Origin of the sequence: Streptomyces massasporeus, from assembly GCF_014648995.1 — a bacterium.
Taxonomy (GTDB): Bacteria; Actinomycetota; Actinomycetes; order Streptomycetales; family Streptomycetaceae; genus Streptomyces; species Streptomyces massasporeus.
In genome coordinates, this window is the sequence record NZ_BMSE01000018.1 from 76266 (window position 1) to 100166 (window position 23901).

27 protein-coding genes are annotated in these 23901 nt (G+C 73.2%); 11 read left to right on the forward strand and 16 right to left on the reverse strand.

Annotation, left to right across the window (positions count from 1 at the left end; all coding sequences use genetic code 11):
* Nucleotides 1–2 precede the first annotated feature (2 nt).
* Entirely contained in the window at nt 3–254 is a 252-nt protein-coding gene (locus IE153_RS31395) for a DUF5133 domain-containing protein (protein WP_185011229.1), read from the forward strand.
* 72 nt (nt 255–326) lie between these two features.
* On the opposite strand, the gene IE153_RS31400 is transcribed toward IE153_RS31395, so the two are convergent.
* Nucleotides 327–1274, reverse strand: coding sequence for a GlxA family transcriptional regulator (locus tag IE153_RS31400; RefSeq protein WP_189593126.1), 948 nt, complete (start codon nt 1272–1274; stop codon nt 327–329).
* A gap of 185 nt (nt 1275–1459) precedes the next feature.
* Between IE153_RS31400 and IE153_RS31405 the strand changes: the two genes are divergently transcribed.
* The gene (locus tag IE153_RS31405) at nt 1460–1912 is read left to right on the forward strand and encodes a hypothetical protein (RefSeq protein WP_189593127.1); all 453 of its coding nucleotides are present in this window, start codon (nt 1460–1462) and stop codon (nt 1910–1912) included.
* A gap of 140 nt (nt 1913–2052) precedes the next feature.
* Nucleotides 2053–2256, forward strand: coding sequence for a hypothetical protein (locus IE153_RS31410; protein ID WP_031111422.1), 204 nt, complete (start codon nt 2053–2055; stop codon nt 2254–2256).
* Nucleotides 2257–2293: 37 nt separating this feature from the next.
* Here the strand turns inward: IE153_RS31410 and tgmB are convergent, their stop codons facing one another.
* The 3 genes from tgmB to IE153_RS31425 all read right to left on the reverse strand — a co-directional run bounded on the left by tgmB (nt 2294) and on the right by IE153_RS31425 (nt 3928).
* Entirely contained in the window at nt 2294–3277 is a 984-nt protein-coding gene (gene tgmB, locus IE153_RS31415) for an ATP-grasp ribosomal peptide maturase (protein ID WP_189593128.1), read from the reverse strand.
* A gap of 16 nt (nt 3278–3293) precedes the next feature.
* Nucleotides 3294–3485 (reverse strand): putative ATP-grasp-modified RiPP, encoded by a 192-nt coding sequence (gene tgmA, locus IE153_RS31420; RefSeq protein WP_033312495.1) that lies wholly within the window; start codon nt 3483–3485, stop codon nt 3294–3296.
* A 119-nt stretch (nt 3486–3604) separates the two neighbouring features.
* Nucleotides 3605–3928 carry a YkvA family protein gene (locus IE153_RS31425; RefSeq protein WP_189593129.1) on the reverse strand — a complete coding sequence of 108 codons (324 nt, stop codon included), beginning with the start codon at nt 3926–3928 and terminating at the stop codon, nt 3605–3607.
* A gap of 246 nt (nt 3929–4174) precedes the next feature.
* Here IE153_RS31425 and IE153_RS31430 point away from each other — a divergent pair, with 246 nt between their 5' ends.
* On the forward strand, nt 4175–5821 hold the full coding sequence (locus tag IE153_RS31430) for a hypothetical protein (protein WP_189593130.1): 1647 nt from the start codon (nt 4175–4177) through the stop codon (nt 5819–5821).
* A gap of 62 nt (nt 5822–5883) precedes the next feature.
* Here the strand turns inward: IE153_RS31430 and IE153_RS31435 are convergent, their stop codons facing one another.
* The 6 genes from IE153_RS31435 to IE153_RS31460 all read right to left on the reverse strand — a co-directional run bounded on the left by IE153_RS31435 (nt 5884) and on the right by IE153_RS31460 (nt 12581).
* Entirely contained in the window at nt 5884–6189 is a 306-nt protein-coding gene (locus tag IE153_RS31435) for an aminotransferase-like domain-containing protein (RefSeq protein ID WP_189593131.1), read from the reverse strand.
* A gap of 85 nt (nt 6190–6274) precedes the next feature.
* On the reverse strand, nt 6275–8377 hold the full coding sequence (locus IE153_RS31440; RefSeq protein ID WP_189593132.1) for a xanthine dehydrogenase family protein molybdopterin-binding subunit: 2103 nt from the start codon (nt 8375–8377) through the stop codon (nt 6275–6277).
* Complete coding sequence (locus IE153_RS31445; RefSeq protein WP_189593133.1) at nt 8374–9378, reverse strand: FAD binding domain-containing protein; 1005 nt, start codon at nt 9376–9378, stop codon at nt 8374–8376. The genes IE153_RS31440 and IE153_RS31445 overlap by 4 nt, the downstream gene beginning before the upstream one ends.
* The gene (locus tag IE153_RS31450) at nt 9375–9905 is read right to left on the reverse strand and encodes a (2Fe-2S)-binding protein (RefSeq protein ID WP_189593134.1); all 531 of its coding nucleotides are present in this window, start codon (nt 9903–9905) and stop codon (nt 9375–9377) included. The genes IE153_RS31445 and IE153_RS31450 overlap by 4 nt, the downstream gene beginning before the upstream one ends.
* A 92-nt stretch (nt 9906–9997) precedes the next feature.
* Entirely contained in the window at nt 9998–11173 is a 1176-nt protein-coding gene (locus IE153_RS31455; protein ID WP_189593135.1) for a hypothetical protein, read from the reverse strand.
* Nucleotides 11174–11672: 499 nt separating this feature from the next.
* Entirely contained in the window at nt 11673–12581 is a 909-nt protein-coding gene (locus tag IE153_RS31460) for a helix-turn-helix transcriptional regulator (RefSeq protein WP_189593136.1), read from the reverse strand.
* Between the two features lie 135 nt (nt 12582–12716).
* Here IE153_RS31460 and IE153_RS31465 point away from each other — a divergent pair, with 135 nt between their 5' ends.
* The 5 genes from IE153_RS31465 to IE153_RS31485 all read left to right on the forward strand — a co-directional run bounded on the left by IE153_RS31465 (nt 12717) and on the right by IE153_RS31485 (nt 16572).
* Nucleotides 12717–13991: an MFS transporter gene (locus IE153_RS31465; RefSeq protein WP_189593137.1), complete on the forward strand. Its 1275-nt coding sequence runs from the start codon at nt 12717–12719 to the stop codon at nt 13989–13991.
* A gap of 60 nt (nt 13992–14051) precedes the next feature.
* Nucleotides 14052–15074: a zinc-dependent alcohol dehydrogenase family protein gene (locus IE153_RS31470; RefSeq protein WP_189593138.1), complete on the forward strand. Its 1023-nt coding sequence runs from the start codon at nt 14052–14054 to the stop codon at nt 15072–15074.
* A 77-nt stretch (nt 15075–15151) separates the two neighbouring features.
* Entirely contained in the window at nt 15152–15586 is a 435-nt protein-coding gene (locus tag IE153_RS31475) for an MmyB family transcriptional regulator (RefSeq protein WP_189593139.1), read from the forward strand.
* Nucleotides 15587–15720: 134 nt separating this feature from the next.
* On the forward strand, nt 15721–16167 hold the full coding sequence (locus IE153_RS31480; protein WP_189593140.1) for an ATP-binding protein: 447 nt from the start codon (nt 15721–15723) through the stop codon (nt 16165–16167).
* Nucleotides 16168–16209: 42 nt separating this feature from the next.
* Complete coding sequence (locus IE153_RS31485; protein WP_189593141.1) at nt 16210–16572, forward strand: hypothetical protein; 363 nt, start codon at nt 16210–16212, stop codon at nt 16570–16572.
* A 53-nt stretch (nt 16573–16625) separates the two neighbouring features.
* Here the strand turns inward: IE153_RS31485 and ppk2 are convergent, their stop codons facing one another.
* The 3 genes from ppk2 to IE153_RS31500 form a co-directional block, all read right to left on the reverse strand.
* Nucleotides 16626–17591, reverse strand: coding sequence for a polyphosphate kinase 2 (gene ppk2 / locus IE153_RS31490; RefSeq protein WP_189593142.1), 966 nt, complete (start codon nt 17589–17591; stop codon nt 16626–16628).
* A 111-nt stretch (nt 17592–17702) separates the two neighbouring features.
* On the reverse strand, nt 17703–18431 hold the full coding sequence (locus IE153_RS31495) for an SDR family NAD(P)-dependent oxidoreductase (protein ID WP_189593223.1): 729 nt from the start codon (nt 18429–18431) through the stop codon (nt 17703–17705).
* A gap of 59 nt (nt 18432–18490) precedes the next feature.
* Entirely contained in the window at nt 18491–18874 is a 384-nt protein-coding gene (locus tag IE153_RS31500) for a hypothetical protein (RefSeq protein WP_189593143.1), read from the reverse strand.
* A gap of 187 nt (nt 18875–19061) precedes the next feature.
* Here IE153_RS31500 and IE153_RS31505 point away from each other — a divergent pair, with 187 nt between their 5' ends.
* The gene (locus tag IE153_RS31505) at nt 19062–20183 is read left to right on the forward strand and encodes a sulfite oxidase (RefSeq protein WP_189593144.1); all 1122 of its coding nucleotides are present in this window, start codon (nt 19062–19064) and stop codon (nt 20181–20183) included.
* Nucleotides 20184–20302: 119 nt separating this feature from the next.
* On the opposite strand, the gene IE153_RS31510 is transcribed toward IE153_RS31505, so the two are convergent.
* Genes IE153_RS31510 through IE153_RS31520 form a run of 3 tightly spaced genes read right to left on the reverse strand, consistent with a single transcriptional unit; the run spans nt 20303 to nt 22987 of the window.
* The gene (locus tag IE153_RS31510) at nt 20303–21316 is read right to left on the reverse strand and encodes an NAD(P)/FAD-dependent oxidoreductase (protein WP_189593224.1); all 1014 of its coding nucleotides are present in this window, start codon (nt 21314–21316) and stop codon (nt 20303–20305) included.
* A gap of 14 nt (nt 21317–21330) precedes the next feature.
* Nucleotides 21331–21846 (reverse strand): isoprenylcysteine carboxyl methyltransferase family protein, encoded by a 516-nt coding sequence (locus IE153_RS31515; protein WP_189593145.1) that lies wholly within the window; start codon nt 21844–21846, stop codon nt 21331–21333.
* A gap of 4 nt (nt 21847–21850) precedes the next feature.
* Entirely contained in the window at nt 21851–22987 is a 1137-nt protein-coding gene (locus tag IE153_RS31520; RefSeq protein ID WP_189593146.1) for a type III polyketide synthase, read from the reverse strand.
* A gap of 46 nt (nt 22988–23033) precedes the next feature.
* On the opposite strand from IE153_RS31520, the gene IE153_RS31525 reads away from it, so the two are divergent.
* Entirely contained in the window at nt 23034–23894 is an 861-nt protein-coding gene (locus IE153_RS31525; RefSeq protein WP_189593147.1) for a UbiA family prenyltransferase, read from the forward strand.
* Nucleotides 23895–23901: the final 7 nt, after the last annotated feature.

Here is a 23901-nt window from a genome sequence, read left to right on the forward strand (position 1 = left end):
ACGTGCTTGTACCGGACCGGAAGATCGTCAGGGAGTTGCTGACGCGGTACGCGTCGCTGAGGATCGCTCAGTCGGAGAGGCACGTGCCGACGGCGGCACGCGAACTGGAGGACGTCAGCTACACGCTGTGCGTGATGATGGGGACGTCCGACATCAGCGACGCCATCGCGAAGGCGGATGTCCTGCTGCTCACCGAAGGGCGGCCCGATGCCGCCGAGGCGGGCGGCGAGAACGGCCTGACGCTGGTCGGCTGACGGATGTGAGGCCCGGCACGGACCGGGCGGTGCGCGCCTCGGCGGCCCCTGCCCAGGGGCCGCCGAGGCGTCTCACCGCCCGTGGAACGCCGTCCGGTAGGCGTACGGCGTGGTGCCCACCACCTTGCGGAACCGCTCCCGGAACGCGGTCGGCGAGCCGAACCCGGCCTGGCGTGCGATCCGTTCGACGGAGTGGTCGGAACTCTCCAGCAGGAACTGGGCGCGCCGCACCCGCGCCCGCAGCAGCCACTGCAACGGCGTGGTGCCGGTCTGTTCGCGGAAGCGCCGGCTGAAGGTCCGCTCGCTCATTCCCGCCCGTGCGGCCAGCGCGCCCAGCGTCACCTCGTGCGCCAGGTTGTCCTCGATCCACTCCAGCAGCGGTTCCAGAGCCGAACCCCGGGGGACCGGCGGATGCTCGTGCACGATGAACTGGGCCTGTCCGCCCTCGCGTTCCAGCGGCATGACCGACATCCGGGCGACGTTCGCGGCGACGGCCGATCCCAGGTCCCGGCGGATCATGTGCAGGCACAGATCCAGCGCGGCGGCGGCCCCGGCCGAGGTGAGGATCTGCCCGTTGTCGACGTACAGCACGTCCGGCGCCACCTCGACCCGCGGGAAGCGGCGGGCCAGTTCACCGGCGGCCACCCAGTGGGTGGTGGCACGCAGGCCGTCCAGCAGCCCGGCCTCCGCCAGCACGAAGGCGCCGACGCACACCGACGCGATCCGGGTCCCTGCCTCGGCCGCCTTCCGCAGGGCCGCCAGCACCCGGGCGGACGGCGGTGCGGCGTCGGGGGAGCAGCCGGGCACGATGACGGTGTCCGCCTCGGCCAGCGCCTCCAGGCCTCGCTCGATGCGCAGGGTGAAGCCGCCGTCCGCGCGCACCTCGGGCGTCTCGGCGCACAACCGGACCCGGTAGGCGGGCCGCCCGTCCGGCAGATGAGTCCAGGCGAAGGTCTGCTGGGGTGCCGCCATGTCGAACGGCACCACGTGATCGAGAACCAGGATCGCCACGGAGTGCATGACGGCCACCCTAGGCGACTTCCCGCCACCCCTGTGAAGTGGGGACAGTGGCGGTCCTGGAGAGGAGAGCGCAGGTCGGACGAGATGGCGAGAACCCGTTGGAAGCTGTCGTTCCAGCCCATGGGCGCACCCGCGGGGGCGTCCTAGCGTGGGCGGCGTCGACCGCATTCACGGAAAGAGCCCCGGTGACCAAGATCCTGCTGTCCCTCCATGTCCTGGCCGCCATCGTCGCCATCGGTCCCGTGACCGTCGCGGCCAGCATGTTCCCGCCCGCCGCGCGCCGCGCGACCCCCTCGGGCGGCGTCGGCACCCCGGCGCTCCTGCACCGCATCTGCCGCGTCTACTCGGGTGTCGGGCTGGCCGTCCCGGCCCTCGGGTTCGCCACCGCGGCCGCGATGGGCGTCCTCGGCAGCGGATGGCTCATCACCTCCATCGCCCTGACCGCCGCGGCCGCCGGCATCCTGGTGGCCTTTGTCCTGCCCCGCCAGGAGGAACTCCTCGACCGACTGAAGGACGAGCGGGCTCCCGACCACCGGGACACGGTGCAACTCGCCATGTTCACCGGCATCTTCAACCTGCTCTGGGCCACGGTCACCGTCCTGATGATCGTCCGGCCCGGTTCCACGACCGGAGCCTGAAGAGCCCGGCCTCCGCTTGTCACGGATGTCCGGTCTGCGTCAAGTCATCCCAAGGAATTCACACTCCGGGACACCGCGCCGCCTACACTCGCAGTCTCGCCCCCATCACGGGGCCGACGAGCAGAAAGGCGCGTTGACGGGTGTTCCAGGATTCCCCCATCTACGACCGACTCATCGCGGAGCGCGGTGACGTACCCGCACAGGTGCGCCGCGAGGCCGAACGTGTGAGCAGGGAACTGGAGCTGGTCATGCGGCCCTCACAGTCCCTCGGCTACGACCGTCCGCACTCCCCGGGCGCGGGCTGGCAGCGCGCGGGCATGCTCCCCGGCCCGCGCCCGCAGTGAACCACCAGGCGGGCCCGGGATCGCCGGGCCCGGTCACTCAACGGACTCTCGTGTGGGAACCGTTGACATGGGACGGCTGGACCGGCACCGGCCGGGCCAGCCACTCGGCGATGGTCCGGGCGATCGGCTGACCCGTCTCCACTTCGACGAACCCGAACTGCCCCGACTGGTTGCACTCCAGGAACCACCAGGTGCCGTCGGAGTCCTCCACGAAGTCGAAAGCCCCGTAGGCCAGTCCGGCCTCCCGCAGGTAGGACAGCACGCCCGGCGCGATGCAGGACGGCACGTCGACCGGGAGCCACGGCGAGCCGGGCGCGGCGAAGCGCACGTCGACCTCGTCCGGGTCCGCGTCGTCCGCGGTCGTCTTGCGGGCGGCCAGCATCCGTTCGCCCACGACGGTGAGCCGGATGTCGGCCCGCTTGGTGATCCGCCGTTGCAGCAGCGTCGGCCCGAACGCGACGGCCGAGAAGTCCGTGTCCGGCGCGACCCGGCTGGTCGGCACGGCCCGGGGCGGGTCCTGCGGATGCGCTCCCGACACCGGCTTGACCACCAGTTCCGGGTAGCGCTCCGCGAACTCGCGGGCGGCGCGCGGGAAGGTCGTGATCAGCGTCGCGGGCACGGGCAGGCCGCATCTCTGGGCGAGGCGCAGCTGCCACGGCTTGTGCCGGGCCCGGCGGGCCGCGTCGGGGTCGTTCATCCAGCGCGCGTCCGAGCTGCGCAGCATGCCGTAGAGCGCCTGGGCGGCTTCCTCGGTCAGCCATGCGGACGGCTGGGCCGCCCGTGCGGCCGGGACGCCGGGCCGGCGCACCCACACGGACCGGAGTCCCCCGATGCTCACCAGCCGCCCCCCGGCGGACAGATGGCCGCGGAACCGGCCGTGCACGTACTCCCCCGAGAGTGCGACTCCACCGGTCAGGTCCGCGGGATCGACCCGGACCACCGGAACCCCCGTCGCGTTCAGGTGCACGACCACCATGTCCGCGGTGACGTCCTCCTCGCAGGTGAGGATCAGTACGGTCATCGTCGGCGGCCCGCGGTCAGTCGTCGAAGTGCGTCTTGGAGCCGGCGGTGGACGTCGTGGTGCCGAACTCTCTCAACAGGGCGAAGTCAGAGGCCGCGACCCGTCCGTCGCGGAGTACGTTCAACTGCAGTCCGGCGTCGTACACGTACGGAATGGCAGCTTCCAACTCCACTGCCGGGCGCGCGTAGTTGAGCGCGAACGGTTGCATCGTCTCTCCCTCGTCGGTACTGCGCCGATCAGGCCAGGGCCCGGGGGCGCGGCCGCCCGGTCCGCCGACCTGTTTCGGCTTCCAGAGACTTATACGAATCGAACGGGTGGTTGGTTTCCTTACTTTCCGTAGTCATCGGCCAGTGGCCGGTCCGGCCGGTGTGCCGTACTGCGCTCCCGTTCGCCGAGGGAGCCGCGGACAGTGCGCAGAGCGAGCAGCAGAACGCCGATGTCGTCCAGGTACACCGGGTCGGGCAGCAGGTCGACGGGCAGCACGAGATAGAGCACCGCGCCCCAGAAGACCCAGCGCGGCCCCGTGGGCAGTCCCGCTCGCCGCAGATCGCGGCGGGTCCGGATCAGCCGCACCAGGACGACGACGGCGAAGACGAGGACGAAGGCCGCGAGAACCGCGGCCAGAATGATCACCTTGGTGGTCGTATCCACGGGTTGCCCTCCTCCTGGCATGCCGCGACACGGGGTGTCCTTAGCTGGATTCCCTTTTCCGGCGGCTGTATTGCGGCCGGGGCCCGATATGTCGGCGAGTCGGCGCATTTTCCGTACGGGTGGTCATCCCGCTGGCTCACCCGAGTGGCACGGGGTGGCGGGGGCGCCTAGTAATGGTCAGCGTAACGTCGCTCGTCACACGACGGGGGGCGCAGGAGCGGCCGCACTCTTCCCACGGAGGCGAGGATGACCACCTGCTCTTCATCACCCCGCTCGAACGGACCTGCCATACCCGACGAGCCGAACGGGTCCGCCCAGCCGTCCGCCGAGACGACCGTCGCCACCGGCACGCACCAGGTGGAGCAGACGAGCGCGCAGCCGGCCGCCGGGCTGTACGAGACGTATGAGGCGTACCCCGCGGGGCACTCCGAGCCCGCCGTCGCCGGTTCCCACCAGGCCGACCGGGCGGATGCCGAGCCCGTGGCCCTCGGCTCCCACCCGGCGGCCGGGGCGGGAACGCGCCCGACCGCGCCGGAGCCGGCCCCGGCCGCCGCACAGCCCGTACCTCCCGCCGAGGACTGGCTGGATCCCGCGGAGGCGCGTCCCGCCGTCCCCGCCATGGACCGGCCGGACCCCGCGGAGGGACCTGCCGGGCCCGCTCACGCGACCACCGCCGGCCCGGACGATGCCGATCCGCCCGCCGGGCCTGCCCACCTGGCCACCGCCGCCCCGGACGGCGCCTCCCTGGAGGGCGCCGTTCCGGAGGATGCCGTTCCGTCCGCCGGGCCCGGCCCGGACGACGCCGGCCGGCCGGGCGCACGGCCGTTCGTCATCCGGTCGCTCGACGACAACCCGGTGGAGCTGAGGCCCGGTACCGGCCCGGCCTCCGGCACTCCGTACGGCGACGCCGTCAGCGACCTGGTGCACGCCGCCGTGGCCGACCGGCCGCTGGAGGAGGTCGTCGACCTCATCGTCTCGCTGGAGGAGTCGCCCGATCACACGCAGGCGAGGGTCGACGCGCTCCGCACCGCAGGGGTGTCCCGGTCGGTGGAGGACGTGTCCCGGATGATCGCCCTGCTGACGAAGCCCCCGCGCGACGCCGACTGCGCCGACGAGGCGATCCGGGCCGCGGCCGCCCACCGGCCGGTGGAGGAAGTGACCCGGCTGGTGACCCTGCTGCACAAGGAGCCGCAGGAGCCCCATGTCCGCGAGGAGGCCCTGCGCGCGGCCGCCACCGGCCGGTCCGTCGGGGAACTGGTCGAGCTGATCGACCGCCTCGGCCTGGAGCGGCTGGACCGCAACGGCCGTCGCGCGAACGGGACGTCGCGCCCCGAGGGCGAGACCGCGAAGGCCGAGGTGCCCGGCCGTACGGGCAAGCGCCGTGCGGCACGCGCGGGTTCGGTCCGCGAGACCCACCGCACCCTCGACGACTCACCTCCGGACCGCGAGCCGGCGACGGACCGGTACGTCCGGTCCGTGTCCTGGTCGGGGTGGTTCGCCGCCCTGGCCCTCGCCGTGTGCGCGGTGGTCCACTTCCCGCTGCAGCGCGGCGACGCGTCCCTGCGGCTGCACGCGTTCGCCCTCGGCCTGTCGGTGCTGTGCACGGTGCTTGCGCTGTTGCTGGCGCTGCGTCCCGTGGCGCTGGTGCTGGCCGGCGCGGTGCTGGTGCCCACGGTGCTGGCCGGGGCCCAGGCGTACGGCAGTTCCTTCCCGTCGGCGTCCCTGTCCCGGGCCGTCGACCTGGCGCTCGCCCCGCCGTGGCTGGCCGCCGGAGTCGCCGGGTGCGCGGCTCTGCTGGCCCTCGTCGCCCTGGTCTTCCGGGTGCTGGCGCCCATCGCCGCCAGGCAGTGGGAGGCCGCGCCGGCATCCGAGGCCCACGGCATGGCGGAGTGAGGCGCGGAGCACTCCCTCCGGGTGGACCGGATCGAGCCGCGACGTCGGCCGGTCCGGTTCACTCATGACCGCAGCAGGCGGTCCAGGCCCGGCTCGATGTCCGGTGCGCTGATCGAGCCGTAGCCGAAGACGAGCCCGGGGCGCGTACGGCGGGTCGCGGCGACCTCGGCCAGGGTGTGGATCGCCACGCCGGACGCCCGCGCCCCGGCGGCGTGGTCCGCGAGGGCCTGCGGGTCGGCGAGCGGGCCCCGGGTGAAGGCGGTCACGTGCAGGCCCGCGGCGGACGGCACCAGTGCGGTGAGGTCCGCGAACCGGCCGGTGAGCGCGGAGGTGAGGGCGTGGTGCCGGGCGGCGCAGGTGTTCCGCATCCGGCGGATGGAGGCGTGGCTGAGGACCGACGGCCGCCGCCGTGCCCAGCCGCGGCCCGGTCGGAACTGACCCTCTCGGAGTCGCCTACCGTGCCCCGGAATCGAGCAGCCCGGTCAGCACCCGGTCAGGTGTGAGCGGGAGTTCACGGAAGCGGACGCCCGTGGCGTGGTGCACGGCGTTGCCGATCGCCGCGGCCGTCCCGACGATGCCGATCTCCCCGATCCCCTTGCTGCCCATGGGGTTGAGGCGGGAGTCCTCCTCGTCGACCCAGTGCGCCTCGATCTCGGCGACGTCGGCGTGCGCGGGCACGTGGTACGAGGCCAGATCCGACTCGGTGAAGTCACCGAACGCGGCGTCCATGGTGCTGCCCTCGGTCAGCGCCATGCCCAGGCCCATCGTCATGCCGCCCACGAACTGGGAGCGCGCCGTACGGGCGTTGAGGATGCGGCCCGCCGCGTACACCCCCAGGAGCCGGCCGGCCCGGACCTCGCCGGTGACCGTGTCCACCGCGACCTCGGCGAAGTGCGCCCCGAAGGCGTGCCGCGCGAAGTCGCTCTCGGCGTCCGCGGTGCCCGCTGTGTCGGCGCGGGCGTCGAGGCCCTGCTCGGGCAGCGGCCCGGCGTGCTCGGCCAGGCGCCGGGCCAGCCGGGCACAGGCCTCGTGCACCGCCCAGCCCCAGGAGGCGGTGCCCGACGAGCCGCCGGCCAGCGGCGCCGACGGGAGTTCGGTGCTGCCGACCTCGATCCGCACCCGCTCCAGTGGCACCCCGAGGGCGTCGGCGCCGACCTGCGCGAGCACGGTCCGGGCACCCGTCCCGATATCGGTGGCGTTGATCCGCACCAGGAACGTCCCGTCGGGCCGGGCGCGGGCCGCCGCGGTGGACGGGCCCACCAAGACGGGGTAGGTCGCCGCCGCCACTCCGGTCCCCAGCAGCAGGGGCCCGTCCCGGCGGGCACCCGGGCGGGGATCGCGCCCGTCCCACCCGAAGCGCCGGGAACCTTCGCGCAGACACTCGATCAGATGCCTGCTGCTGAACGGCTTGCCGCTGTCGGGTTCGACGTCCGGCTCGTTGCGGACCCGCAGCTCGATCGGGTCCAACCCCAGTTCCGTGGCCAGCTCGTCCATGGCGGACTCCAGCGCGTACATGCCGGGTGCTTCACCCGGAGCCCGCATCCAGGACGGCGACGGAACGTCCAGCGCCGCGACCCGGTGCACCGTACGGCTGTGCGGCGCGGCGTACATCACCCGTGCGGGTACCGCCGCCTGCTCCACGAACTCCTTGATGCGGGAGGTGTGCGTGGTGACCTCGTGCACCAGGGACGTGAGCCGGCCGTCCGCGTCGGCCCCGAGCCGCAGCCTGTGGAGGGTCGGGGCCCGGTGCCCGACGACGGCGGGCAGGTACCGGCGCGGCAGCGCCACCGTCACCGGCCGCCCGGTGTGACGTGCCGCCATGACGGCGAGCACCACGTCGGGCCGTGGCGTGCCCTTGGACCCGAAGCCGCCACCGACGTGCTCGGCGGTGACGACGATCCGCTCCTTCGGCAGCCCGAACAACCCGGCGAGCACGGCCCGCACGGCACCCGTGCCCTGGCTGGAGGTGTGCACGGTGAGCCGGCCGTCCTCCCACCGGGCGGTGCTGGTGTGCGGCTCCATGGGGTGGTTGTGCAGCGGCGGCACCCGGTACGCGACGTCCACCCGGGCCGCAGAGGAACCGAACGCCCCGTCGGCGTCCCCCTGCTCACGGACGGCAGGGTGACCGCCGTTGGCCTCCTCGGGCACGTGGACACCCGGGTGCTCGGCGGTGAGGGCCACGTCGTGCTCCTCGGCGTCGTAGCCGACGCGGACGGCCGCCGCACCGGCGCGGGCCGCCTCCAGGGTCTCGGCCACCACCAGGGCCACGAACCAGCCGCGGTGCGGTACCCGGGGATCCTGCAGCAGGGCGAGCGTGGGATCGTCCGGTTCCGCCAGACGCGGCGCGTTCTCGTGGGTGAGGACGTCGAGGACACCGGGCACGGCCAGGGCGGCCGCCGTGTCGACGCCGGTCACCCGGCCCCGGGCCACACTCGCCGGCACCGGCCAGGCCTGGGCCCGGCCGGGGAAGTGGAACTCGGCGGCGTAGCGGGCCGTGCCGCCGACCTTCTCGAGCCCTTCGCGGCGCTCGGCGGGGGCACCCACACTGCCGGTCATGAGGCCCTCCCGGCGAGCGCGGTGTCCGTGAGCCGGGACAGGACGTCCACGGCGAGATTGCGAGCGAGCGGCACCTTGTAGGCGTTGTCCCGCAACGGCTGCGCGGCGGACAGCTCCCGCTCGACGGCGTGCTCGAACGCCGCCCGGGTCGGGGCCGCGCCCAGCAGCGCCTCCTCCGCCCGCCGGGCCCGCCAGGGCCGGTGCGCCAGCGCCCCGAAGGCGATCCCCGCATGGCCGACGACCCCGTCCTCCAGGCGCAGCACGACCGCGACGGACGCGAGCGCGAAGGCGTACGAGGCCCGGTCGCGGGCCTTGCGGTAGGCCGACGGCAGCCCGGCCGTGGCGGCCGGCAGCACCACACCGGTGACCAGTTCGCCGGGACGGATCTCGGTGTCCTGCTCGGGCCGGTCCCCGGGCAGCCGGTGGAAGTCCGCCGCCGCGACATTCCGGGCTCCCTCGGGCCCGTCCAGCTCGACACGCCCGTCGAGGGCGGCGAGTGCCACCGCCATGTCCGACGGGTGGGTGGCGATGCAGTGCGCGGAGTGCCCGAGCACCGCGTGATCACGGTGGACACCGTCCCGCGCGCCGCAGCCGCTGCCCGGCTCGCGCTTGTTGCACGGCTTCGACAGGTTCTGGAAGTACGGGCACCGGGTGCGCTGGAGCAGGTTCCCGCCGGTCGTCGCCGCGTTGCGCAACTGCCCGGAAGCGCCCGCGAGCACCGCCTGCGACAGCGCCGGGTACCGGTCGCGGACGAGGGGATGGGCGGCGAGGTCGCTGTTGCGGACCATCGCCCCGACGCTCAGCGCACCGTCGGGCAGTTCCTCGACCGTGTCCAGGGGCAGCCGGGTGACGTCGATGAGGGCGCTCGGCGTCTCGACGCCGAGCTTCATGAGGTCGACGAGGTTGGTGCCGCCGCCGAGGTAGCGGGCGCCGTCGTGGGAGGCGTACGCGGAGGTCGCCTCCTCGACGCTGCCGGCGCGGACGTAGGCGAACTCCTTCACGGGATCACGTCCTCCACGGCCTCGGCGATCCGCGGATACGCACCGCACCGGCACAGATTGCCGCTCAGCCGCTCCCGGATCTCCGCACGGTCCAGTGGCACCGGCTCGCCCGAGGGCGCCGCCGGGTCGGTGACGTGCGAGGGGTGTCCGGCCGCGGCCTCGGCGAGCGCGCCGGCCGCGGAGCAGATCTGGCCCGGGGTGCAGTAGCCGCACTGGAACGCGTCGCGCTCCAGGAAGGCCCGCTGCAGCGGATGCGGCTCCTCACCGTCGCCGGACAGGCCCTCGACGGTGGTGACCTCACAGCCGTCGAGGGCGACCGCGAACAGCAGGCAGCTGTTGACGCGCCGCCCGTCCACCAGGACCGTGCAGGCGCCGCACTGGCCGTGGTCGCAGCCCTTCTTGGCGCCCGTGAGCTCGAGATCCTCCCGCAGGAGGTCCAGCAGGACCCGCCGGTGGTCGACGGTGAGCGTGTGCGGTTTGCCGTTGACGCGGAGCGTGGTCCGCGAGTGGTGCCGATGGTTGCCCATGTCGTGGAGGACCTTCCCGGGCGGGCCGTGATGCCGTACGGACCGCGTATCCAGGACGGCACGACTGACACGTGCGCCCCACGAGGAGGGTGCTAGCGCTCCGACGTCACGCGCTGGACATCCGTGCCCTCGGCGTCGCTCGTCGCGTCACTCTTCCGCTGGTCATCGGCTGGAGCGGCGGGACGCTTGACCTTGAAGCGTTCGAACGTTCGTGTGAGCTGCTGGAGCGGGGACACGGCGGGCGGACCCGACGGCTCGGGGACGGCGGGAGCGGTCCGGGCGGACGCCTGGTAGACGGCGAGGGCCTCGTGGGCGCTCTCGGCAGCCTCCCGGTACAGGTCACGGGACTTCGTCATGGCCTCCAGGGCCTCGGCGTACATCGCCACCAGACCGCGCTGGCGGTCCAGCTCCTCCTGGAGCGTCAGCAGGTGCCAGTCCTCCCGCAGCGCGGTGAGGGCGTCCTCGGCGCCGTCGGGCAGGGGGCGGGGGAGTGCGGCGAACCGCGTCACCGCGTCGACGAGGTCGGCCGGCTCGGAGCCGTCGAGGAAGACGGCGCGGACCGAGAAGTCCCGGGCGTCGTAGCCCTCCGGCGCCGGAACGCCCGGCAGGACCACCGCGCCACCGCGCGGCACCTCGACCCCGGTGTCCCGCAGGGCCCAGTTCAGGCCGCGCAGCTGCTGGGGGGCCGCGTGATGCTCCACCACACGGTGGCGCAGGCCCGGCGGCAGCCACCGGGCCACCGGCGTACGTCCCCGGTCATCCGTGGTCATCGCCTCGTGGACGACCACGTGGATGTGCCACCCCCCGCGCACGGCGCTCCTGAGCAGGCGGCGGATCTCCCGGTCGTCCTGGGGCAGGGGGTTGATCTCCCCCAGGGCCAGACGCGTGGCGGGGTCCTGGTCCCAGGCGATGGCGGGGCCCTCCGGCCAGAACAGGCCGGCGGGGGAGGGCCATGCGTGGTCCCACGGCTGCTCGGCCTCCGCGACCAGCAGCCACTCCTGCCCGTCCGCCTCGCCCGGGCCGGGCTTCAGGCTCAGCCGGGCGCGTACGGTCACGTCGTCACCGACCCGCCAACGGGCCTCGAAGACCCGTTCAGCCGGGGCGGTTTCGTCTTCGGGCAGCTCCAGGAAGTCGTCGATGGCCCGGCTGTCCTTGCGCTGCTGCAGTGAGCGCCGGAGAACGTCTTCCGCGGATCCCGGGGCGTGGCGGCCGCGCGCCGGCCACACCGTGGCGGGAGTCATGGGGCGAACGGTGAGGGAGGTCAGCATGGGTCCATCTGTAAGCGGGGGTATGTGCGCCTGCCAGTATCGTCGCCGCAGACCGGCGGGTGCTACCCGGGGTCGCACCCGGCTCGGGTCACCGGTGACGTAGGTGTCTACGACCCTGCACCACCCCGGCCGGCCCTCGGTGCGCTCCGGACACCCCTCTCGTCGCCCCTCGTGTCGCGCACGCCCGTCTCCTCTTCCGTCCCGCCGTCGCTCATGCGCACCGCCTACCCGTGCCGGGCCGTGTCATGTGGCGCGAGGGGGGTGGTGTGTGACGACGGGGTGGCGTGACGCGGAACCCGGCAGTGCCCCGGGGCGGTGCCGGGCGTGAGGTGCGGGATGTGCGCCACGCACGCGGGGTGTGCGCGCCGCGCGCACATCGGCGGATCTCACCCGTGGCCCGCCCGCCACCCGGTCCCGACAATGGTGCGCACGAGCAGGGCCCGCCCACCATCCGCATCGGGGCGGGTCCTGCTCGCTTCGCGAGGCCGGGGGGCGCCGTTCAGCCGTCCCCGTCAAGGGCGGGGTTCGCCGCCTCCAGCCCCGTCGCCGCCCAACTGGCGAGGAGCTTCAGCCGCTCCTCGTACGCGGTGCCGGGCTCGGCCGTGTAGATGGTCAGGGAATGGGCCTCGTGGACGGAGACGGGCAGGTCCAGGGGCTGGTAGGTCAGTTCCAGGAAGCCCGCCTCGGGATGGTGGAAGCGCTTGACGCCGCCATGGTGGATGCGCACGTCGTGCGCCGCCCACCGGGTGCGGAACTCGTCGCTGACCGTGGACAGTTCACCCACCAGCTCGCGCAGTGCCCTGTCGTTGGGGTAGCGGCCCGCCTCGGCGCGCAGCAGAGCGACGGTGATCTTGGCACCGGTGTCCCAGTCGTCGACGAATTCGTGGGAGCCACGTTCGAGGAAGTAGTACCGGGCGAAATTGGGGCGGCCGCGCTCGCACGTGACCGCACTGTCGATCATGGGGGCGAACAGGGCGCGGGCGAGAGCGTTGGTGGCCACCATGTCGAGACGGCCGTTGGTGACGAACGCCGCGGACAGGGTGATGGAGTCGAGCAGCCACTGGACGCGGGGCGGGATCTCGACGGGCTTGCGGCGGCGCCGGGTCGCCGGACCGGGCCGGGCGGCCTTGGCCAGGTCGAACAGATAGGTGCGTTCGTCCTCGGTCAGTTGCAGCGTGCGGGCGACGGCGTCGAGGACGTCCTCGGAGACACCGCCGATGTGGCCCTTCTCCAGCCGCGTGTACCACTCGGTGCTCACCCCGGCGAGGACCGCGACCTCTTCACGGCGCAGTCCGGGGACCCGGCGCCGGCCACCGGCGGGCAGGCCGACCTGCTCGGGGGTGAGCTGGGCGCGCCGACGGGCGAGGAAGTCACGGATGTCGGCGCGGTTGTCGGAGCGGTGGTCCATGTCCCCCACGCTACGGCCCGCAAGCGGAGCGAGGGGGGTTGAGCTCGTACCCCCCATGAACGCGGCCTCCCGCGTTTGCGACAAGGGCTGTTTCGTGGAACACGCACCTCGATCTCGACCCTGCGGAGACGACGTATGACCACGCGAGGAGGAACCCTCCACGCCCCCGCCGATGTACGCCCCGGCGATCGCGAGCACCCGCCCACCCGGCTTCCGCCCGTCGTGTACGTCCTGGCTCTCGGCACCTTCCTGATGGGCACGACCGAGTTCGTGGTGGCGGGCCTGCTGCCGGAGATCGCCGGTGACGTGCGGATCGGCGTGGCCCGGGCCGGACTGCTGATCACGGTCTTCGCGGTCGGGATGATCGTCGGCGCTCCACTGATGGCGATGCTGACGCTGCGGCTGCCCCGGCGGCTGACGCTGATCCTCGCCCTGGGCGTGTTCGCGGCCGGGCACGTCGTCGTCGCGCTCGGCTCCGGCTTCGGACTGCTGCTGGCGGCCAGGTTCCTGACGGCGCTGGCGACCGGGGCGTTCTGGGCGGTGGCCAACGTGGTGGCCGCACAGGCCGCCGGACCCGCCGCGAGCTCCCGCGCCCTGGGCGTGGTGGGTGCCGGCGCGATGCTCGCCAACGTCGTCGGTGTGCCGCTCGGCGCCTTCGCCGGCCAGCTCATGGGCTGGCGGGGACCTTTCTGGGCCCTCGCGGTCCTCGCGGCGGCCGCCACGCTGCTCATCGCCCGGCACGTTCCGCGCGACACCGACGACCATCGGGCGATCTCGGTCCGCTCCGAGCTGTCCGCCCTGCGTTCGGGCCGCCTGTGGCTCGCCCTCGCGGCCTGCGCCACCACGACCGGCGGCGTGCTGTCGACGTACACCTACATCTCGCCGCTGCTGACCGGCCGGGCCCAGCTGGCCGCCGCGCTCGTGCCGCTGGTGCTGGTCGGTTTCGGCGCCGGAGCCCTGGCGGGTTTCCTGGTGGGAGGCCGGCTGGGGGACCGGCGCCCCTGCACGACGACGATCGCCGCCGCCGCGGTGACCACGGTCCTGCTGCTGTCGATCTGCCTGCTGTCCACTCACCCCGCGCCCACGATCGCGCTCATCGCTCTGCTGGGGCTGTTCGGGCTCGGCGCCAACCCGGTGCTGATCTCCTTGGGTGTCCGCTTCGCAGGCCGGGCACCCACGCTGGGTTCCGCGCTGACCGTGTCGGCGTTCAACCTCGGCACCGCCGTCGGCTCCTGGATTGCGGGCCTCGCCCTCGACTCCCCGCTGGGAGCCACCGGGCCCGCCGCTGTCGGCACCGCCATCGCCGCGCTCACCCTGATCCCCACGATCGCGATCGCCGTCGCCCAGCGACGCCGGTCCGGGGCGAGCACCGGTGCCGTCGTGCACCGTTCGGCCCCCGACAACGCCTGAATCCCCACGTCAGACCCCCAGGTCGGCTCTCCAGCCGTCCGAGACCAAAGGAGCACCCCCATGCGCGCTGCCGTTCTGCACGCCCCCGGCGACATCCGAGTCGAGGAGATCGCCGACCCGAAGATCACCGCCCCTACGGACGCCGTCATCCGGCTGACGGCCGCCTGTGTCTGCGGTTCCGACCTGTGGCCCTACCGCGGCGTCGAGACCCTCGACGGACCCGCGCCGATGGGGCACGAGTACGTCGGCGTCGTCGAGGAGGTCGGCAGCGACGTCACGCACGTCGAGCCCGGCCAGTACGTCGTCGGCTCCTTCGTCGCCTCCTGCGGCACCTGCGAGATCTGCCGCTCCGGCTACCCCTCCTCCTGTGTCCACCGCGTGTTCATGGCCCAGGTCGGCACCCAGTCCGAGCGCGCGCTGATCCCGCACGCCGACGGCACTCTCGTGCCCCTGCCGGGCACGCCCGACGCCGACCTGATCCCCGACCTGCTCGCCGCCTCGGACGTGCTGGGCACCGGATGGTTCGGCGCGGTCGCCGCCCAGGCCGGCCCCGGCCGGACCGTCGCGGTCGTCGGCGACGGCGCGGTCGGCCTGCTCGCGGTCCTGGCCGCGCGGCAGCTCGGCGCGGAGCGGATCATCGCGATGAGCCGGCACGAGCCGCGGCAGCGCCTCGCACGCGAGTTCGGCGCCACCGACATCGTCACCGAACGCGGCGACGCAGGCGTGGCGAAGCTCAAGGAGCTGACCGGAGGCCTCGGTGCCCACTCGGTCGTCGAGGCGGTCGGCACCCAGGAGTCCATGCAGCAGGCGATCCGCTCATCCCGGCCGGGCGGGCACGTCGGCTTCGTGGGAGTCAACCACGACGTCGCCCTCAGCGGTGAGGAACTCTTCTTCTCCCAGGTCCACCTGCACGGCGGCCCCGCCCCCGTGCGCACCTTCCTGCCCGAGCTGATCGACCTGATCTGGCAGCGGAAGATCAACCCCGGCAAGGTCTTCGACCTGGTCGTCCCGCTCGCCGAGGCCGCCGAGGCCTACCGGGCCATGGACGAGCGCCGGGCCATCAAGGCCATGCTCACCGTCTGACCGAGGTCCCACCGCCCGACCCGTCCGGTTGCTCAGCAGGGGTGCGGGTGGCGGGGTGGTGCGAAAGGGGCGAGTTCATGCAGTTGCAGCCCATGGAACGCGACCACGCCTCCCGGCTGGCCGGCCTTCTCCCGCCTCAGGAAGGGACGATCTCCACACATGTTCCGGCGGGGGTGCTGCGGATGCTGGCCCGCCTCCGGGACTTCCCCGTGGGCGTGTTCAGTGCCGACTGGACCTTGCTGTCCTGGACTCCCGCCTGGGCGGTGCTGCTGGGCGACTCCGGCGCACGGACACCCGCCGAACGGATCCCGACCGTCGTCCACCCCGAGGTCGGCGAGGTGACGTGTGACTGTGACGTGCTCACCGTCCCGGGCAGCGACATCCGCCTCATCGTCTACACGGTGGCCGCGGGCTCCACCGATGCGGAGAAGCTGGAGTTCCTGCGGGTCACGAACGGCGTCCGCGCCGAGGGTTCCCCGCCTTCCGGGCCCGGCCGGTTCTCCAGGCCCTGACGATCGCGCCGGGGCGGGTCCGTGCTGTTCGGCGGCGACGACGGTGCCGTGGGGCCCATGCCTGCCGAGGCCGCGGCGGGGTACCCGGCTGAGCACGAGTTCGTGTGTGGACGGAGAAGAGGGGGCCGGGGGCAGTGGCGGTGAAGGCGATGGGGTGGGCGCACTCCTTTCGTATGTCCGAAGGAGTGCGAGCAGGGCGGGAGTGGACACGCGGGCGTCTCCAGACCCTGCCCTGGGCGGCAACCGAGCCGGACACGGTGGATGCCATCGTGCTGGCGGTGTCCGAACTGATCACCAACGCGCACATCCATGCGCACAGCGACGCACACCTGGTCCTCACCTGGGACGGCGACTGCCTTCATGTCAGCGTCCACGACGAGGACCCGACGCTGCCGCGCCGGCGCGATCCGGAACCGGGCGAGGTTTCCGGCCGCGGAGTGGCGATCGTGAGCAGGCTCGCCGACGAGTGGGGGATGAGGTGCCAGCGGCACGGCAAGACGGTGACGGCATGCTTCCGCCCCGCCGACCCCGCGGCGGATGCCGAAGCCGGCACCGGCCGCCCGGGCGGCAGCAGCAGGTGAGTTCCGCTCACCGTCGAGGCCCGCTCCCGAAGGAGAAGTGTCGTGTACCTGGCAAGAGGATCGAGTGACGGCGACCCCTACGTCTGGCTCTGGGTCCTGGGCGCCCTCGCCCTGTACGCACTGATCAGCTACGGACTGCAGTACCGCGCCCGCGCCCGCCGCGGTTCCGCACACCCGGCTCATGACGCCCTGCACGACCTCAAGGACCGGGAGGACCCCCAGCCGCCCGAGAACCGCTTCGTCAGCCGCCTGATCATGCTGTGCGGAGCGGGGCTCACCGGTCTGGTCGCCTACCTGACCAGTGGCCCCGTGCGGGTCCTGACGGTCGGGCTCACCGCCGTGGCGGCCGTGACCGTCTGGGCGTATTACGACCACCGCACGGAGACGCGCGCTTCGGCCCGGTGATGACGCGGAGCCGGGCCCCCTTCCTCGTGGGCGAGAGGGGACCCGGCTCCGCGTCAGTGGCTCTCGGGGTGCTTGCCGGGCCCGTCGGCGCCGGGGGACAACGGAGTGGGGGACAGCGTGGTGTCCTCCTCACCCGGCTCCAGGAGGGTGTCGGCGGCACCCACGATGAGGGGATCGGGTGTGCCGACCGCTTCCCGGTCCTTGCTGGCGTAGTCGATGCGCGACAGCAGACTGCGCATGGTCTCCAGCCGGGCGCGCCGCTTGTCGTTGCTCTTGACGACCGTCCAGGGGGCGTGGGCGGAGTCGGTGGCGCGGAACATGTCCACCTTCGCCTCGGTGTAGTCGTCCCAGAGGTCCAGCGAGGCCAGGTCGGTGGGGGAGAGTTTCCACTGGCGCACCGGGTCGACCTGCCGGATCGCGAAGCGGGTGCGCTGCTCGGAGCGGGACACGGAGAACCAGAACTTCACCAGCAGGATCCCGTCGTTCACCAGCATCCGCTCGAAGTCCGGGCACTGGTCGAGGAACAGTTCGTACTCGTCCTTGGAGCAGTAGCCCATCACGCGTTCCACACCGGCCCGGTTGTACCAGGAGCGGTCGAAGAAGACGATCTCCCCGGCCGTCGGCAGGTGCGCGATGTATCGCTGGAAGTACCACTGGCCCACCTCGCGCTCGGTGGGCTTGTCCAGGGCGACCACGCGTGCGCCGCGCGGGTTGAGCCGCTCGGTCAGCCGCTGGATCGTGCCGCCCTTGCCCGCCGCGTCACGTCCCTCGCACACGACGACCAGGCGTGCTCCGGTGTCCTTGACCCACCGCTGGAGCTTGAGCAGCTCTATCTGCAGGATGCGCTTGGAGCGCTCGTACTCCTTGCGGCCCACCTTTCGGTCGTAGGGATGGTTCTCCCGCCATGTCCGGATGGGGCGCCCGTCACCGTCCAGCACGATCGGCTGTTCCCGTCGGCTGGTGTCCACGGTCAGCCCGTCCAGCAGCTTGTCCGCGTCTTCGGCGTCTTCGGCGCTCATCACTCGACTCCCCGTCCCTCACTCTTGTGAATGGACACACGGGTGCCCCGCCCGGGCCCACCCATGTGAGGTGCGAGGATTCCGACCGGCACGGACACCCCGGCCGGCCGCTCAGAGCGCGGTGCCGGTCTCCTCGGCCAGAGCCCGCACCAGACGGTCCTGGAACGCCTCGTCGTGGACCGCGCGATGCGGCTCCAACCGCCGTCCGTGGTACCAGTAGCCGCCCGCCGTCAGGGCCTCCGGGTCGTCGCTCACCGCCAGCCACTCCTGCGTCTGGTGGCCGAGCTCCAGGTCGTCCGGCGCGCTCGGCCCGCCCATCCTCGTCGGCACCCAGCCGGGATCCACGGCGTTGCTCAGCACCCCCGGACGCAGCCGGGCCACCGCGGCCGCCAGCGTGGTCACGAAGAGCTTGCTGTCGGCGTACGACCCCGCGCTCCGTCCCTGCCAGTCGACCCCGTCCAGCGACGACGGCCGCCCGCCGACATGGGAGTTGCTGCTCAGGTACACCAGTCGGCGAGGCCCGCGCAGCAGCGCGGTCAGCAGATAGGGCGCGACGATGTTGACCGGCATGACCGCGGGTCCGCTCCACACCCCGGCATTGTGGATGACGGCGTCGAGCGGCGGCGACCCGTTGAGCTCGTCGGCGACCCGCCGCACGGCGTCACGCTCGGCGAAGTCGCCCACCACGAGGTGAGCCCCACGGTCGGCCAGCTCGCCGAGCACCGCCGCCCGCTCCTGGTTCCGGGCGTGCACCACCACGTCGTGCCCCGCCGCCAGCAGCGCCTCCGCAGCGGCCCGCCCGAGCCCCTCGGCGGACCCGGTCACCAGGATCCGGCTCACCGCACCTCCCATGGACCTGCCTCCTTCGCCAGGATGCGCGTCCCGCGACGGGACACGCCCTAGATCACACAGCCGTTCAGTCCGGGTACCCCGTCGATCCAGTTGGTGCTGTTCTCGACGTAGTAGCTGGAAATGATCCCGTACTTGGTCCAGCCCCGGGGCTGGACCATCAGCCAGTAGGGATTGCCGCCGACCGACTGGCCCGGGATCTGGCAGTACACCAGCACCTCGTCCCAGGAGTTGATCTGTCCGAGCACCGTGGGGCAGTTCGAGGTGCTCGGTGCGTGGATGCAGTTGCCCTCGTTGATGTCGCGGACGTTGACGCCGTCCGCCCACACGCCGTACCAGCCCTTGCCGTGCCCGTCGGCCGCGGCGCTCTGGGAGGTGGTGACCACGAGGGCGAGTGCTCCGGCGACGGCGAGGGCCGCGGTCGTCCTGCGCATGACGTTTCCTTTCGGTGCCGTGGCGGTCCGGCTCACGCGACGGTGGCCGTCTCAACGCCCCGCACCCTAGACAGGCCCGGGGCGTAGCGGTGCCTGACATCTGTCAGGACCGGAGCCACGCGAGAGGCGCCATGCTGGGCCCAGGGCCGTCCGGGCGGGAGGGGCGAGGACGGACGACAATGGGGGCATGGGACGGCGCACCGCCGACGTGAGCACGCCCGCCCGACTGGCCGCCCCCGGCGAGGGCCTGGGACAGGACGAGCTGGCCCTGGCCGCCCGCAACCACGGCCTGCCCCTGGAGGCCCTGCGCTACGACATCACGCCGCCGGGCCTGCACTACGTCCTGACGCACTACGACATCCCCTATGTCCCGGACACGACCGCGTGGTCCCTGACGGTCGACGGACGCGTACGGCGCCCCCTGAACCTGTCGCCGGCGCGGCTCCGTACCTACCCGGCGGTCACCACACGCGTCACCCTGGAATGCGCGGGCAACGGCAGGGCCCTGCTGACACCGAGGCCGGTGAGCCAGCCGTGGCTGGTCGAGGCCGTCGGCACCGCGGAATGGACAGGGGTGCCCCTGCGGCTCCTCCTCCAGGAGGCCGGGGTGGAACCGGACGCGGTCGACGTCGTCTTCACCGGGGCGGACCACGGCGTGGAGCGCGGTGTCGAGCAGGACTACCAGCGCGGCCTCCCCCTCGGTGTCGCAACCGGCGACGACCCCGAGGTCCTGGTCGCCTACGCGATGAACGGCGCACCGCTGCCGCCCCAGCACGGCAGTCCGCTGCGTCTCGTGGTGCCCGGCTGGTACGGGATGGCCCAGGTCAAGTGGCTGCGCGACATCACGGTCCTCGCCACCCCCTTCACCGGCTTCCAGCAGTCCGTCGCCTACCGGATCAGGCGGGAGGCCGAGGAGGCGGGCGACCCGGTCACCCTCGTCGCTCCCCGCGCGCTCCTGATCCCTCCGGGCTTCCCGGACTTCATGTCCCGGACCCGGGTGGTGGCGCCCGGCACGGTCACGCTGGAGGGACGGGCCTGGTCGGGGCACGCCCCGGTGACGGCGGTGGAGGTGAGCACGGACGACGGCGCGACGTGGCGTCCGGCCGATCTCGAACCGGACCACGGCCACCGATGGGCCTGGCGTCGGTGGTCCTCCGTCTGGACGGCCGCCCCCGGTGACCATGTGCTGAGCGTGCGCGCCAGTGACGGTTCGGGACGCACCCAGCCCACCGAACAGCCCTGGAACCGGGGCGGGTTCGCCAACAACCTCGTCCAGCGCGTCCCGGTGCTCTGCCCCGGCCGGGCCTGACGCCCCGAACCCCGTGGGTGCCGGGTCAGCGGCCGCCGGTGAGTTCGCCGCTGAGCGCCCGGTGCATTCGGGCGCTCGGCTCGTTCAGGCCGATGATCTCGACGCTCTTGCGTCCGGGCCTACGCCAGTGCGTTCACCGCTGCCGCGAAGACCCGGGGCAGGCGTGCCGCGGTGGGCATGATGAGCGGCGCGAGCGCAGGGCGCCGGCGAACCCTTACCAGGAGATCCGTCAGCAGCCGGTGGCGGCGGGTGGCACGGTTCCAGTCGGCCTCGTAGCGGCCCGGTGTCCCGCGGCGCACATTCGCGACCAACGCCTGGGCGCCCGTGAGAGCCAGGGAGATCCCCTCGCCGGTGAGCGCGTCGATGTATCCGGCGGCGTCCCCGACGAGCAGCACCCGGCCGTGGAAGCGGGTGCGCGCCCGCTGGCGCAGCGGTCCGGCGCCCCGCACCGCTGTCACGGCCGCCGTACCGGGCAGGCGGGCGGCCAGCTCCGGAAAGGCCCCCAGCTGGGTCTCGAAGGAGCCCCGCCGGGAGGTCAGGAGCGCGACGCCGACGAGCGAGGGACCCAGCGGGGTGACGTACGCCTCCCCGTGCGGCCCCCAGTGCACCTCGACGCAGGTCGCCCACGGGGGCACCGCGTAGTGGCGGCGCAGTCCGTACCTGGGTTCGCCGCGGGTCTTCACCTCCAGGCCGAGCGAGCGGCGCACCGGTGAGTGCAGCCCGTCCGCGGCCACGAGCCACCGGGCGCGCAGCTCCGTGCCCGGCACCGTCACACCCGTGGCGTCCTGTCGTACGGCTGCCACGCGCAGGGGCAGTACGGGCACTCCGGCGTCGGCGACGGCCCGGTGCAGGGCCCCGTGCAGGCCGGTGCGTCGTGCGCCGAGGCCCGGGCCCTGCCGGAAGTCCGCCTCGACCTGGCGGGATCCCTGCACGTAGCGGATACCGCTGATCGGCCGGCCGGGGACCTCCAGGCCGAGGGCGGCAAGGGCGCGGACCGCACCGGGCATCAGGCCTTCGCCGCACGCCTTGTCGACGGGGGCGGGGCGGGGCTCCGCGACGACGACGTCGAAACCGGCGCGGGCGGCGTGCAGCGCGGTCGCCAGCCCCGCGGGCCCACCTCCGGCGATCACCATGTCGAGGGTGCCCCTCACGCGGGCACGGCCCCTGCGAGGGCCGCGTTCTCGCAGCGGATGCGGACGGCGAGCAGCCACGCGTTGGCCGCGCTGAACACCAGCGCGCTCAGCCACGCACCGTGCACCAGGGGCAGGGCGGCGATCTCCACGACGACGGCCACGTAGTTGGGATGGCGCAGGAGGCGGTAGGGCCCGGTGCCGACCAGACGGGCCCCGGGGACGACGATGACCCGGGTGTTCCAGTACGGCCCGAGGGTCATGACGCACCACCAGCGCAACGCCTGGGCCAGGACCACGAGGACGAGCATGGGCAGGCCGAGCGCGGGCACGAAAGGCCGCTCGGCCAGGACGGGTTCGAGGAGGCAGCACACGAGCAGGCCGGTGTGCAGGGTGACCATGGCCGGATAGTGCCCGCGGCCGTGCTCGACACCGGCACGGGCCAGGGTCCAGGACGCGTTGCGCCGGGCCACGACCAGTTCGGCGAGGCGTTCGGCGGCGATGGCAAGGATCAGCAGTGCGTACCAGGTCATGAGGTCACCAGCGCAGCAGGACGAGTTCGGAGCAGAATCCGGGCCCCATCGCCATGAGCAGGCCCCAGCTACCCGGTTCGGGCCGGGCGGATTCCCGGACGCTCTGCAGGATGTGCAGGACGGAGACGGAGGACATGTTCCCCACGGCCGCCAGCGAGTTCCACGCGGTGGCCAGGGCGTCGCCCGGAAGGTCGAGGGTGTCGGCGACCGCGGAGAGCACCTTGGGCCCGCCCGGGTGGCACACCCAGGTGCCGATGTCCTCGACGGTGAGGCCGTGGTCGGCCAGGAAGCCGCGCAGGTGCCGGCCGAAGTGGCTCCGCACGATGCCGGGGATGCCGGCACCGATCACGACGCGGAACCCCGTGGTGCCGATGCTCCAGCCGAGGAGCTGCTCCGTGTCCGGATACAGATGGCTGCGCGTGGCGACCACCGTGGGGCCGGGGCCGCCCGGCCCGGAGGAGACGCCGTTGCAGGCGACGAGTGCCGCCGCGCCGTCCCCGAACAGGGCGCCGGCCACGAGGTTGGCCTGGGAGTCGTCCTGGCGCTGAAGGGTCAGGGAGCACAGTTCGACGGTGAGCAGCACGGCGGTGCCGCCGGGATGGCCGCGCAGGTAGTCGTGCAGCCGGGCCAGGCCGGCCGCGCCCGCCACGCAGCCCAGCCCGAACACCGGAACCCTCTTGACGTCGGGTCGCAGGCCCAGGCGCCCGGCCAGCCGGGCGTCGAGCGAGGGGGCGGCGATGCCGGTGACGGAGGTGCACACCAGGAGGTCGACATCGGCCGGTTCGAGTCCCGCTTCCTTCAGCGCGCCGGTGAGGGCCTCTTCGCTCAGTTCGAGACCGGCCGTCACCCAGGCGTCGTTGGCCTGCCCGAAGTCGCTCAGGGCGGCGTACCGTTCGATCGGCAGGGCGAGGTGGCGGGCGCGGACTCCGGCGGACGCGTGCAGGCGGCGCAGCAGGGCGCGGTCGGCCCCGGGGGCCAGGCACAGATCGCCGATCGGCTCGGTGAGATCGTCCTGGGCGTAGCGGTGCGCGGGCAGGGCGGTGTGGACGGCCGTGACCGTGGTCCCCGCCGAAGGCGGGGCCTTCTCGCGCGGCGCGCCGGGCGGGGCGTGGAGGTCTTCGGCCGTCACAGGGACACGCATATCGATAGTGCCTCTCTCGCCCCATTTGCCCATTTATCTTGCCTGTGTGTCTCTACACCCGCCGGAAGTCCTTCCCCGAGCGACACGCCGCGTCCCGGCGCTGTTGCGCTCCTGCCACCTGGAACCGGCGCTGGCCGTGACGCTGTTCGCGACGGCGCTGGCCGTCGCGGCCGGCCGGGGCGCGGCGGGTTCGGCAGCGGTGGCGGCCGCCGTGCTGGCGGGCCAGCTCTCGGTGGGCTGGTGCAACGACGCGGCCGACGCCCGGCGCGACGCGGTCTGCGGACGCCGGGACAAGCCGGTGGCCACCGGTGAACTCCCGCCCCGGGCGGCGGCCGTGGCAGCCGGCACGGCACTGGGCGCGTGCGTGCCGCTGTCCCTGCTGAGCGGCACCGCCGCGGGAGCGGCGCACCTCGCCATGGTGGCCACCGCGTGGGGCTACAACCTGCTGTTCAAGCGCACGGTGCTGTCCCCGCTGCCCTACGCCGTCGCCTTCGGCTCGCTGCCGGCGTTCATCACCCTCGGCCTGCCGTCGCCGTCCTGGCCCGCCTGGTGGGCGATGACGGCCGGGGCCCTGCTGGGGGTGGGGGCGCACCTGGTGAACGCGCTTCCGGACATCCAGGACGATCTCGAGACCGGTGTGCGCGGACTGCCGCAGCGGCTGGGCCGCGGCGTCTGCCGGTGGCTGGCCCCGGCCCTGATGCTGGCCGCCGTGTCCGTCCTCGTCATCGGCCCGCCCGGAGGTGTGCGGCGCTCGGGCTGGGCGCTGGCGGGGGCGGCCGCCGTCGTCTCGGTCGCGGGCACGGCCCTGCCCTGTGACGACCGCAGCCGCCGGCCGTTCCGGGCCGCTGTCGTCGTGGCGGGCATGGCCGTGGCCCAACTCCTCCTGCGCGGTTCGGACATGACCTAGCCGGCCG

Bases quoted from the DNA above. Each gene is read 5' to 3' on its own strand.
- IE153_RS31400 (WP_189593126.1), bottom strand. From the start codon at position 1,274: ATGCACTCCGTGGCGATCCTGGTTCTCGATCACGTGGTGCCGTTCGAC.
- tgmB (WP_189593128.1), bottom strand. From the start codon at position 3,277: ATGACCGTACTGATCCTCACCTGCGAGGAGGACGTCACCGCGGACATG.
- tgmA (WP_033312495.1), bottom strand. From the start codon at position 3,485: ATGCAACCGTTCGCGCTCAACTACGCGCGCCCGGCAGTGGAGTTGGAA.
- IE153_RS31430 (WP_189593130.1), top strand. From the start codon at position 4,175: ATGACCACCTGCTCTTCATCACCCCGCTCGAACGGACCTGCCATACCC.
- IE153_RS31435 (WP_189593131.1), bottom strand. From the start codon at position 6,189: ATGCGGAACACCTGCGCCGCCCGGCACCACGCCCTCACCTCCGCGCTC.
- IE153_RS31440 (WP_189593132.1), bottom strand. From the start codon at position 8,377: ATGACCGGCAGTGTGGGTGCCCCCGCCGAGCGCCGCGAAGGGCTCGAG.
- IE153_RS31450 (WP_189593134.1), bottom strand. From the start codon at position 9,905: ATGGGCAACCATCGGCACCACTCGCGGACCACGCTCCGCGTCAACGGC.
- IE153_RS31455 (WP_189593135.1), bottom strand. From the start codon at position 11,173: ATGCTGACCTCCCTCACCGTTCGCCCCATGACTCCCGCCACGGTGTGG.
- IE153_RS31460 (WP_189593136.1), bottom strand. From the start codon at position 12,581: ATGGACCACCGCTCCGACAACCGCGCCGACATCCGTGACTTCCTCGCC.
- IE153_RS31465 (WP_189593137.1), top strand. From the start codon at position 12,717: ATGACCACGCGAGGAGGAACCCTCCACGCCCCCGCCGATGTACGCCCC.
- IE153_RS31470 (WP_189593138.1), top strand. From the start codon at position 14,052: ATGCGCGCTGCCGTTCTGCACGCCCCCGGCGACATCCGAGTCGAGGAG.
- IE153_RS31475 (WP_189593139.1), top strand. From the start codon at position 15,152: ATGCAGTTGCAGCCCATGGAACGCGACCACGCCTCCCGGCTGGCCGGC.
- ppk2 (WP_189593142.1), bottom strand. From the start codon at position 17,591: ATGAGCGCCGAAGACGCCGAAGACGCGGACAAGCTGCTGGACGGGCTG.
- IE153_RS31500 (WP_189593143.1), bottom strand. From the start codon at position 18,874: ATGCGCAGGACGACCGCGGCCCTCGCCGTCGCCGGAGCACTCGCCCTC.
- IE153_RS31505 (WP_189593144.1), top strand. From the start codon at position 19,062: ATGGGACGGCGCACCGCCGACGTGAGCACGCCCGCCCGACTGGCCGCC.
- IE153_RS31510 (WP_189593224.1), bottom strand. From the start codon at position 21,316: ATGGTGATCGCCGGAGGTGGGCCCGCGGGGCTGGCGACCGCGCTGCAC.
- IE153_RS31515 (WP_189593145.1), bottom strand. From the start codon at position 21,846: ATGACCTGGTACGCACTGCTGATCCTTGCCATCGCCGCCGAACGCCTC.
- IE153_RS31520 (WP_189593146.1), bottom strand. From the start codon at position 22,987: ATGCGTGTCCCTGTGACGGCCGAAGACCTCCACGCCCCGCCCGGCGCG.